The following is an 11,326-nucleotide window of genomic DNA, read 5'->3' on the forward strand; positions in this document are numbered from 1 at the left end:
AGAATAGCTCACAAGCGGCTCTTTGCCATGATATTTTTTATATACATAAAAAACACGGTGGCAATGATGCTTCATGGTATGATATTCTCTTTATCTATTCTAAAAGGTAAGGAGAAAAAATGGAGAACATTTCAAAAAAACTCATGATAGGAGCTTGCGAAATTGCCTGTAGGTATCCATCTCTCTCCCTTGAGGATGCTGTGGGCGATGCACGTCAACTCGCTGAAATGATTAAACAGTATCACTTTGAAGATACTCAAAAAGAGGAGTACATCCTTACTGCGGCATGTTGGTTTATCGGTGCGGACCCTGATCTTTCTCCTAAAGGAGCTATCGACAAGGCACTGCATTTGTGGAATATTATAATGATATAAATAAAAATATATAAAGACTGGAGAAACAACGGCTCTCCAGTCTTTTGTTTAAAAAAGGCTCTGTTATAGTATGTGCTGTTATAGTATGTGGTTGTTTCATCTCCACAGTGCGGTGAAAAATATAGCTTTTTTTCCAGTTTTCCCCTCGGCGGGATCCACGGCTAAGGCATTTTGCCGGTTATCCCTTTGGAGTTTCAAGGAAAAAAGCATCAACCATTTTTTAGAACACAGCCTAAAAAACTAGATAATGATTTTTTTGTTGGGTTGTGTTGTCATTTTATATATAAGAGTTGAAATTATGTAAAATAATTTTTTCGTGACTTAAAAATGGTTAAATAATTTCAAGGTATTATATTTAATTGACGACACGACCTAAGCAAATCTTGTAAAGTTCACAGATAGAAAATAGGTATAAGCCATCGCCTTATTTTGTTCGATTTCTATAAAAATAGCTTTGCCATAACTTCCACAACGGGCACCAGAATTTTTTCTTTTCACCATAACAGCATTTTCCCTGCGGCAAAAGCTTTCTTATTTTGTAACATTCTATATCTACCTCATCCATGGTGTTCTGTATGATTTCTTCCTCCCAGCAGGTGAGCGTTTTTTGTTTTACGATAAGAAATCGTGTTTCTTCCAATATATTTATAATTTTTGTTAGAGATACAAGCATTTTTTCTCTCTTTTCATCCGCATCCTGTTTGATTTGGGCCGTTGCCCAATCCAGTAGTAATGAATTGCCTAGAGCAATACATAAGCGCGGCAACATCTTCAGACTTGGAAAATAATTGTCATCTTCTTTAAGGTAACGCCGGATGAGGGAAATTGATACACCAAGGCGTTGAGCAATTTGTTCAGCAGTAAGGCCGCTTTCCTCCTTGGCTGTTCGGATTGCTTCTTTTGCCGTCATTGTTTTGTAATTCAGCATATTGCCGTTCCCCTATTATAAAAGGTTATAGAGTTATGCCCTTTGAATGGGGCAAAACATCGTGCACCTTTACAGGGGAAGGAAATGGATAACAATAATTCTAGTGGGGTTATGTTATAGTAAAATATGTTCCATCACGGAATGGCTGAATTAGGAGTATGGCGACAAAGATCTGTGCGGCTGCATCCATCTGTACCGTGCCCCAGATTTCCAGAACCATAAGCGTGGCATCGGCAGAAGAGTGCTTTTCTCCCAGAAGGCAAATATCTCTTCGCGGAATGCTGTGAATTCGGCAAGGCATTGGCGCTGGTCAGAAGGATTGACTGCCAGTGTTATTACAAATCAGGCCGAAAATGAGCCACGGCATTCAGGCTGCCCTGTAAGCCACAGCGGGCTTTTTTTATCTGCTTGGGCTATACGTTCACTAGATCGGCCCCTAGCAGTTTTTCCGCATTGCCGTGGAAAAATTTTTTCTTGTGTTCTTCTGAGAAGCCAAAACGCTCTACGTCTCGGACAGCTTGCTCCATGTTGTAGCAGGGGTAGGCGGAACCGAACAATATCCTTTCTCCATCCAGCCAGCGCATGGCCTCTCCATACATGCTGTTGCCGGGGGTGTCTGGATTCAGCATATACAAGTCCGGGAGCAGCCAGACGTTAGGGCATACCAAGCAGACATTGAAGGGGAATCCATGGGTAGCAGCCGTGGGCCAGCACAATCTGAAGTCCGGGAAAGTCGTTTGCCACGCGCTGGACGGCAGTGGGGTCGGAATAGTCAAGATTTCCTTGGAAGAAGCTCATGGTGAGCACAACGGGAATGCGAGCCTTTTCGCAGCGGGCATAGATGGGGTAGAGCGTGTTGGAATCGGCATACCTTGGAGGTATGCAGTTGGCTGGTTCCATGGCAATGCCCTTAAAACCCAGCGTGATGCAACGCTCAAGCTCGTCCATGGCCGCCGCTATGCCCCGGGATACATCGAGACTGCCGAAGGGGATGATCTTGTCGGGATATTCCACGGCAAGGGCGTGTACGTCGTCGTTGGAGACGGAGGCTGTGTCGTCTGGTATTTGGCGGCCTATGGCCACACCTTTTCTGATGCCGGCCGCAGCTAGCTCCTTCCAGAACAGTTCCATGGATTTTTCTCCGGCGGCGCGGCTGGGAATGCCATGATGCTTCTGAGGGGCCGTTTCATTGCACGCCGGGGAATAGATGCCCAGCCTGGTAAAGCTTTTGTAGGGAGGGCGCAGACGAAAGTCAAAGATTTTCATGATAGTTCCTTGTTATTGGTGGGTTAGGCAAATTACGGGGTTAGAAAACGACCTTGCTCCAGACATAGCCGAAAATCAAAAGTACGCAGCACAGGAACGAGCAGCAGATAAAGCCGTGCGTGAATTCCTGTCGGAAAGATACATAGTCCCTTTGTCCGAAGATGATGGCGTTGATGGGGTTTGCGGCGGGAAAGAACATGGAGAGGCTGGAACTCAGCACTACAAGGTAGGACAGAATTTCGGGATGGATAGGAAGACTGTCCCGGATGAAGCAGACAATGGTCACGAAAAGTGCGCAGATGATCATGTTGTTGGCGAAATTGGTGATGTAGGCGGTGAGGAAGATAACTGTGGCCATGATGAGGGCAGTAGGTATGTTGTTCAGCAGCGCGGACACGCCGGAAGAAATGATGGCGTTGAGGCCGACGACATCGGAGGAAATTGCATTGGCGAGCGGGAACAGTACCACCAGAATGAAAAACACGTTCCAAGGAAAGAACGGTGCGATTTTGCCCACGTCTATGAGCGGCTCGCCTTCTACCCGGACTATAAACAAAACGGCGAGCAACAGCAGAGAAAGACCGCCAAGCCCCAACATGCCGAATATCTTGTACAGGGAGGAGGACTGCGGAACGACGCCTGGCAGCAGCAGGAAGAGAAGCGTACCGATTACGCCGATGAGTGCGACTTTCTTTCTCAATGAAAGCGACATGTTTTCCTTAACATGGACGTAGTTTTTAAGCGGAGAGAGATCAACCCGCATGCAGTATTTGCAGAACAGCACATAAGCGGCAATAGTTAACACACTTAGCGGCATGCAGAACAGGACGAAGTGGACCAGATTCATTTCCGTGCCGGTGATAGCTTGGTAGGCACCTATGGCCACGATACCGCTGCCCTTGAAGGGAAGAGCGGAGTCGCCGAAGGCTAGGGAGAAGCCCATGCCGACGAAAAAGGCGGGAACGGCGGAGGAGTATGGCTTTATTCCCGTTTTTTTCGCGAGATCCTTGAACAGTTCGAGAAAGATGACAAAAACAGCGATACTCTGTGAAAGGAGCGCGGCGAGGAACCCGGCAATCAGAAAATAGAACAGGAGGAGAAAGGGCTTGCCTCTGGCGCTTTCCATGCCCAGCAGCCAGTCGAGAATGACTCCCGTGAGATCGGCCTGTTGAACGAAGGCGGCGAGGAGCAGCAGGGAGAGTATCATGACCAGGGTTTGCGAGCCGAAGGCCGCTTGCAGTACGGTGGTCATGGGCATGTAGTCCGTGCAGCCCAGGGCCACCACGCCCAGCAACGAGGGCCATGCCAGACCGACATTGACCCACCCGTAAATGACGCCGATGAATACGCCGATGACCTGCATGCTGACGTGAGTCAGCGGGGCTACGGGAGGCAGGAACTGGAAAAGAAACATAAAGGCCAACACGACGGCACTGTGAAGCGCATAGGAAAGGTTTTTAGTCATCGCAGTTTCCTTTAGCTTTAGCTATGGAGCATTTTCAGAAGGCGGACTAGAGCGTTGCCGAGCTCGTCCACGTAGTGCAGACCGTCGGCGTCCTGCTCTGCCCCGTGGGGCAACGTACCGTTGGAGGCATCCATGCCATGAGGCCAGTACACGCTGCCGGGCACGATCATTCCCGTGGTAAGGAAAAAGGCCTGCATGGTCTGAATGCTATGAACGGAGCCAGAGCGATAATAGGCTGAAAGGGCCGCACCGACCTTGCCGCTGAACAGGCAGCGTGCTCCACCGCGGCGCAGAGCGCCCCTGGCGATGAATCCAGCCCGGTCGATGAGGGCTTTCATTTCTGGAGTGACGGACCAGAAGTAGGTCGGGGAACCGAGGAGAATGCCATCGGCTTTTTTCATTTCTTCCAGCCATTCATTGAGTGGATCGTCATTAAAGACACAACGCTCTAGATTGTTCTTTCTGCACATCTGGCAGGCTCGGCAACCGTGAATGTTGCTTCCGCCTACCTGAATGAGTCTGGTTTCCATACCTTCCTTTTCCAAAATATTCAGACAGCGGCGCAACAACATGAAGGTGTTGCCGCCTTTTCTTGGGCTGCCGTTGAAAGCTGCCACATACATGGTTTTCCCTTTCGGAGGATTATTGATGTTATGCGTGAATTTTTTTAGCTATGTCGCAGAGTTCACGAAAAGCGCCGTCTGACAGGGTGGCCTCGCCCATGCCGGGACTGCGTCCGAGCATGCCGTATTTTTGTTCCCCATATCTATGATAGGGCAGAAGCTCATAGCGCACGTTGTTGAAACGGCTGACGAAATGGGCGATCTCCTCAATATCGCTGGCGTTGTCGTTGAATCCGGGAATGACCGGAGTGCGTATGGTCACGGGCAGGCAGGGAAAGCTTTCCCGCACCCGAATGAAGTTTTCCAGAATGTGTTTGTTGCCGACGCCGGTCCATACCTTATGCTTTTCCGTGTTCATACTTTTTATGTCCATGAACATGGAGTCGAGGAGGCTGGCCGCGGACAGTATGGCTTCGGTGGAGACGTGGCCGCAGGTTTCAATGTTGGTGTGCACTCTCGCTTGTCTGGCCAGGCGGAGAATAGCGAGGGCGAATGCTGGCTGGTGCAAGGGCTCGCCTCCGCCAAGAGTCATGCCTCCTCCAGAACGCACGTAGAATACCTGATCCTCAAGAATCCGGCGGAGGACTTCTCCTGCGGTAACGGTTTTGCCGTAGACTCCCAAACTTCCACCTGGGCAGGCTCGCGTACAGAGGCATGCCGATTCCGGACGGCATATCTTCCGATCCACCACAGGGGAGCCATTTGTGAAACGGATGGCCCCCTTGGTGCACATTTTTTCGCAGGTGCCGCAGTGCAGGCAGTCCTGTTCGGAGTAGGAAAGCTCCTGAAAGCCGTTCTGGGACTCAGGATTGCTGCACCAGCGGCAACGGAGGGGACACCCTTTGAAAAAGACGAGCGTCCGTATCCCCTCGCCGTCATGGACGGAAAACTTCTGTATATTGAAGATGATTCCGCTCGTCTTTTCGTCGGTCATCACGCGGCTCCGAAGTCATTATGCGCATTACGGGAAATGATGTCGTTCTGTAACGCGGTGGAGAGCTCCACAAAGTAGGCGCTGTAACCCGCCACGCGAACCATAAGGTTGCGGTATTTCTTCGGGTTTTTCTGCGCGTCAATCAGGGTCTTCTGGTTGATGACATTGAACTGCACATGCCAGAGTTTGAGGTCGCAGAACGCCCGGAAGAAGCTTATGAGACGGCGGGTTCCTTCGTCGCCCGCCACAGCTCCGGGGGTAAATTTGATGTTGAGCAGTCTCGCCGCGCGCGATGTGGAAGCCCAGTTCTTGCTGTGGAAGTTGGACAAAAGAACCGCAGTAGGCCCGTTGACGTCCATGCCTTGCGAGGCAGAGGAGCCGTCGGATACCGGCATGCCTGCGAGTCGGCCATTGGGAGATGCCCCCAGTATTCGCCCAAAGGGAATGTTGGCCGTGATGCTCACCATGCGCAAATCGAGATGGACGCCGGTATTCTTGAAGTTCTGAGAAAGAATTTCTTGGCAGGCAGCCTCGATGTCACGCCCTATGTTGTCGGCATAAGGGTCGTTGTTGCCGTAGCAGTGGCCGGAACGAAGAACGCGGCGGACATGCTCCTTGCCTTCAAAGTTGCATTCCAGCGCATCCAGCAGTTCGCGCATGGAGAACACCTTGTCGTCAAATACAAACTGTTTAATGGCCGCCAGAGAGTCCACTGCTGTGGCGAAGCCTATGCATTCCACAAAACCCAAGTCGAGCGTACCGGGAATGTTGCGAGGCGTATCCAGATCCATGCAGGCCGCGAATGCCTTGTCGTGAAGCGCGTCTTCCATGGGCGCGGCATAAGTCTGACCACGTTGCTCCTGAATTTGATATTGGAGGAAAAGGGCATAGCGCATCATGAACTGAATCTGCTTCTTGAATGCGTCCCAAAACTCCTCCCATGTGCGGAACGTACAGGGATCACCTGTTTCCATGGAGAACAAATCTTCTCCATAGCTCTTCAGGCGGCCGTTGAACAGCGTAGTTTCCACTGCAGCCGTGCAGTTGGTCTGTGTGCAGGGGCTTGTGTAGGAATCCACGTTGGGCATACGGATTTCCGTGCAGCCGGAAGCGCAGTAGTCCATAATATCAAGCAACGGTGCTCCCTTAGCCAGATGAAGAGGGATGATTTCCTCGTCGTTGTACAGTTTTGGGAACCCCTGTCCCACCTTGACCGTTTCCGCCACGGCCCAGAGGAAGGCTTCAGGCGAACGGGCATGGATTCGGACCGCAAGGTCGGGTTGCTGAAGCGGGCATTCCCTGCGGGAACGGAGAATGAGGTAGCTTAGTTCGTTGGTCGCGTCCTGGCCGTCGCTGGTTTGTCCGCCCACGGTCGCCGCTTCCCAGTGAGCGTACCCTTCATGCTGCGTGGCGGACTGCGCGGAAATGGGCAGATTGAGGAACTGCGCCTCCTGAAGCCACAAGCAGTCCAGAAGTTCCAGCACCTTTTCGTCGTCCAGACGGCCAGATTCTATGTCGGCCTTGTAGTAAGGGTAGAGGTACTGGTCCATGCGGCCGTTGCCGAGCATGAAGCCTACGCAGCGTTCAAGCCTGACCATGCTTTGCACAAACCACATGGACTGCATGGCCTGATGGAACGTTTCGGCCGGAAACTCTGGTACTCTCATGCAGTTTTCCGCAATATTCTCCAGTTCGACACGGCGGATGGGGTCGGATTCCGTGGCTGCCAGACGGCGGGCGGCTTCCGCATGCCTGTTCGCCCATATCACAAGAGCGTTGCAGATGGTCACCATGGCCTTGAGGAAAAATTCCTTTTCCCACAGATCCTTTGCGTTGTTTCTGTCCAGATGGGCCAAGCGTTCTTCCGCCTCTTTGCGTATGGCGGCTGCGCCCTTACGGATGATTTTATCGTAGTCTGGTACCCACTGAAGGCAGCCGTTCATGGATGCCTGTTCCCCGACATAGGGTCTGGGCACGCTGCCGTCAGGCGTGGCATAGGTGAATTTTCTGAACTCGTTGGGGATGGATTGGATGAGTTTTTTATGGAACGCCTTGTCCTTCCAGTACGGGACGATTTTTTCCTTGACGAAGCGGAGGTCTTCGGCGTCGACGTGCAGGGGAGCGCTTAGGTTGTTTTGGGCGGCTTCCAGTCCTTCACCCATGATGTCGCCTATGATTTCAGGATACAGCAAACCGTAACGCCCCTTGTCGGTACCGACGCGGCCAACGAGAAGTTGGTCCTCCTCAATATAGACAGGAAGCTTTTCCGCGAGATGCTTCATAGCAAGGGCATAACGCAGAACAAGAGGCAGCCCCTCTGTTTCCTTCATGGATTCAGTAAAATATTTTGCGCGGTTCACATCGACATAGGGAACCATATTTTCAAAGCAGCGCCTGAATATTTTCTGAAAGCGGGCATGGTACGAAGGGGGGTTGTTCTTTCCGACACAACTGCCGGTGGCAATGGCTTGTTCCTGGGGGCTGTAGCTGACGGAAGTCAATGACGTATTCATGGTATCCTCCTGAAGGGATTTTTTTGATGGATGTCCTTCAAGAATGCTATATTTATGCCATGAATATAGTATGTTGAATTCTTTTTAGAATTTTTAGGAGTATAATTGTTTGTGGTAAAAACAACACGATAGTGTTGTCAAATTGCAACAAAAACGTAAAATTCAGTACGGATCAGCAGGGATTATGCCCGATCATCGCTGCATTCTTGTGGGAAGATGGGAGAAAAAACATGCCGCACTTGGACGAAGAAAAATGATAACATATAATTATCATTATAAAAATAATATAATAGATCGTTTGTTTCTTTTTGGGACAAGCGGCTCCTTTAATGTGTGGCAAAATGCCATTTTCCCCGATGGGCTGCAAAAAAAGCGCACGTTGCTGCAAGAAGACAGCCGCAGGGTTGTCTTCAGGAGCTTTTTGTGGAGGCCATGTGCCCTGTAGAACAAATATGGAGGAATATATGTCGCTGGATTTTTTCAAAAAAAGCGAGTCTGGCCGGATGTGGCTGTAACCATTCTATTTGCGTTTACTGGTTATTATTCTATGCCATACTTGCGCATCTTTCTTGCAATGGTGGAGAAGTCGATGCCCAAATGGTTGGCCATAGCTCGGTATGTTCCATATTTTGCCCGGGCGTCGGTGAGCATTTTTCTTTCCAGAATTTCCGTGGCTTCGGGAAGCGTCATTTCCTTGGTTTCCTCTAAGGGGAGGTGAAGGTCATGCTTCTGAACTCCACATTGAAGGTACCTGGTGACATCTTCAGAGGTTATCTCGTTTGTTTCGGCAAGAACGACCAGCCTTTCCAATGTGTTGCTGAGTTCACGCACGTTCCCAGGCCAGTCATATGCGAGAAGGTGGGCCCACGCATCGCCGGTCAGATAACGGGAGAACCCATAGGCCTTGTTATATTTCTCCAGAAAGAAGGGGATAAACTCCATGAGATCTTGCCGGCGGTTTCTTAGTGGAGGGATGGACAGGGTAAAGACGCTTAGCCTATAGAAGAGATCGGAACGGAAAAGCCCCTGCCTGACGAGGACAGGCAGATCCTTGTTGGTCGCCGCGATGATACGGACATGACAGTCGATATCTTTTCGTCCACCGACGCGTCTAAGCTTGCCTTCTTGGAGAACGCGCAGCAGCTTGACCTGAAGCTGGAGATCGAGATCTCCTATTTCATCAAGAAAGAGTGTGCCGTCGTCGACCTCTTCAAACAGGCCGGGCGTATTTCGCCATGCACCTGTAAAGGCTCCCTTTTCATAGCCGAAAAGTTCCGACTCCATGAGGGCTGGCGGAATGGCGCCACAGTTGATTGCGAGCAACCTTTTTTTGTTGCGGTTACTTTTGCTGTGGATTCGTTTGGCGAGTACTTCTTTGCCCGTGCCGGATTCCCCAAGAATGAGTACCGGAGCACTTGTCTGCGCGATTTTGTCCGCCATCTTCAGAATATGCAACATTTCTGGAGAAGTTGCGGTGACGACGTTGGAATCGGGAAACATCTCCGAGGTGGAGCTCTGCGGAGCCTGAATATGACGTGTCCATGATGATGAGGCGATAATGAAGTTATAGACGTCGGCGATGTCACATGTCAGGGCGATGACACCTTCGAGTTGTTTTCTGTCGTCGATGACAGGTACGGTGATGGACATGAACGTACGGCCGCTGTACTGGGTGACTTCCCCAATATTCACCTTACAGGATTCGATAACCTTGATGGCCGCCGGATTCAGTATTATGCCAAATTTCTTCAAGTCATAAAGGCTGCGTCCCACAAATTCAGGGGGAATGATCCGGGATTCTCGAGCCTCCTGATTGGCATAGACAATGACCCCATTTTTATCGACGAAGTTGATGGCAAACCGGGCATTGTCGATAAAGTGGAAAAAATCCGGTAGCTCCACGCTGGAAAGAGCTATAGGGATTTCCAGCATTTTTTTCTGAAAGCCGTCGATAGATTTTTCTTTGTTGTTCATGGTATTGCCTCGTGAGTGGTCTCTGCCCTACCCCCTATTGAATAGACAAATAAAAAGCCTTGGGCAATCTTTAAGATCAAGTGGTCAGGCTTCTCCGGCAATCCCGGCGGAGTCCGTTGATACCCATATCCTATAAAAGAGCATTGCCGAAAGCAGCGGCATGGTCAAGAACGGCGAAGCCAGAAGGCTCGTTTTGACCATGCCGCTGTTTCAATAACATTTTTATATATTACGTTGGCTGTACCATATCGTATGAGCGTATCGGTCTGTTTCATCATTGAATCTTTGAATTGACTCCGGCGTAAGTTGAATATTAGCAATACAATATTTCCCATTGTCCAAAAGGAATATTAGACGGCCTTAAGCCATAAGCAATCCTCTCTAGCGGTTCGCCCCATAGGGACGGTGAAGTCTGTACAGCTCACTAACCAACCTCTTTCGGCATTGTAAACGTTTTTGAAGCGTTGCATGCCTCCAGATAGAAAGAAAAGCGAGAATATCGGCCACCTACAAAGGCCAGCTTAAAAATGTCAGTACCCAGTAGATCGTCAATCCCCGCATAGTCAGGGTGCCTGCCGTTAGGCATCAATGTCAAGGATAAAAGACCGTCATTGCAAGGTATACAGATGAAACGAGGTGGTGGAACCGGTCTCGCAGGGTATCAAGATTGTGCTTGAAGACATAAAACCGGATATAAAAACTCCATATGTTTTTAACATGTTGAGTAGTGAGTGACTCGTGCCGTTCATCTTATGCGCGGACTTGAAATCACAAAGCCATGTCCGCCGCCGGAGGGTGAGGCCGTCTGAGCGGCGGCTTTGGCCTGCGGAACCGTGAGCTGCCTATATGCCTCCATATGCCCAAAGGCTTCCGCAAGGGTATCAAAGGTGACGTTAACGGTACGCGCTCCATCGATGATATGATTTTTCACGTATTGGACACGAAGGCCGATTTTGCCGTTGACCGTCTGGAGCACGCGCAGACCGTAGGTTTCTCCGTCCCCAGCGTCCAATGCCAGTATTTGCCCGTTTTCACTATAAAATAAGTTAACAAATAAAACGTCTTCTGATGGCTCCCTGATGCTCGCCTCCCCACCTCAAGGCTTACCGTACGGCGGCAAGTCTGCCCCAAAAGGGGATTCCCCACGTCTCATCGGTCGAACGAAAGGCGGCCCGAATTTCAAACTTCACGCCGGTTGTGACGGGCATGAGCGGCCCGTCCTGCTTTTGCTGGCCGAAGGGCAGGTCAG

At 50.3% G+C, this 11,326-nt stretch carries 10 protein-coding genes; 1 reads left to right on the forward strand and 9 read right to left on the reverse strand.

Annotated features, from left to right (window positions below):
• Positions 1-119: 119 nt before the first annotated feature.
• Positions 120-374 carry a hypothetical protein gene (locus ACZM8Y_RS16595; protein ID WP_482334080.1) on the forward strand — a complete coding sequence of 85 codons (255 nt, stop codon included), beginning with the start codon at positions 120-122 and terminating at the stop codon, positions 372-374.
• Between the two features lie 424 nt (positions 375-798).
• Here ACZM8Y_RS16595 and ACZM8Y_RS16600 read toward each other — a convergent pair whose 3' ends face one another.
• The 9 genes from ACZM8Y_RS16600 to ACZM8Y_RS16640 all read right to left on the reverse strand — a co-directional run bounded on the left by ACZM8Y_RS16600 (position 799) and on the right by ACZM8Y_RS16640 (position 11,089).
• Complete coding sequence (locus ACZM8Y_RS16600; protein WP_479859104.1) at positions 799-1,302, reverse strand: helix-turn-helix domain-containing protein; 504 nt, start codon at positions 1,300-1,302, stop codon at positions 799-801.
• 413 nt (positions 1,303-1,715) lie between these two features.
• Positions 1,716-1,931, reverse strand: a complete 216-nt coding sequence (locus ACZM8Y_RS16605) for an amidohydrolase family protein (protein WP_479859103.1) — start codon at positions 1,929-1,931, stop codon at positions 1,716-1,718.
• Between the two features lie 25 nt (positions 1,932-1,956).
• The gene (locus ACZM8Y_RS16610) at positions 1,957-2,568 is read right to left on the reverse strand and encodes an amidohydrolase family protein (RefSeq protein ID WP_479859102.1); all 612 of its coding nucleotides are present in this window, start codon (positions 2,566-2,568) and stop codon (positions 1,957-1,959) included.
• Between the two features lie 40 nt (positions 2,569-2,608).
• Entirely contained in the window at positions 2,609-4,033 is a 1,425-nt protein-coding gene (locus tag ACZM8Y_RS16615) for an SLC13 family permease (RefSeq protein WP_482334085.1), read from the reverse strand.
• 17 nt (positions 4,034-4,050) lie between these two features.
• Positions 4,051-4,656 (reverse strand): flavodoxin family protein, encoded by a 606-nt coding sequence (locus ACZM8Y_RS16620; protein ID WP_482334087.1) that lies wholly within the window; start codon positions 4,654-4,656, stop codon positions 4,051-4,053.
• A 28-nt stretch (positions 4,657-4,684) separates the two neighbouring features.
• Positions 4,685-5,590, reverse strand: a complete 906-nt coding sequence (locus tag ACZM8Y_RS16625; protein WP_479859099.1) for a glycyl-radical enzyme activating protein — start codon at positions 5,588-5,590, stop codon at positions 4,685-4,687.
• Positions 5,590-8,103 carry a (2S)-3-sulfopropanediol dehydratase gene (gene hpsG, locus ACZM8Y_RS16630; protein WP_482334089.1) on the reverse strand — a complete coding sequence of 838 codons (2,514 nt, stop codon included), beginning with the start codon at positions 8,101-8,103 and terminating at the stop codon, positions 5,590-5,592. The genes ACZM8Y_RS16625 and hpsG overlap by 1 nt, the downstream gene beginning before the upstream one ends.
• A 540-nt stretch (positions 8,104-8,643) precedes the next feature.
• Positions 8,644-10,077 (reverse strand): sigma-54 interaction domain-containing protein, encoded by a 1,434-nt coding sequence (locus tag ACZM8Y_RS16635; protein ID WP_302553614.1) that lies wholly within the window; start codon positions 10,075-10,077, stop codon positions 8,644-8,646.
• A 745-nt stretch (positions 10,078-10,822) separates the two neighbouring features.
• On the reverse strand, positions 10,823-11,089 hold the full coding sequence (locus tag ACZM8Y_RS16640) for a hypothetical protein (protein ID WP_302553919.1): 267 nt from the start codon (positions 11,087-11,089) through the stop codon (positions 10,823-10,825).
• Positions 11,090-11,326 lie beyond the last annotated feature (237 nt).

Source organism: Bilophila sp. (assembly GCF_057864385.1).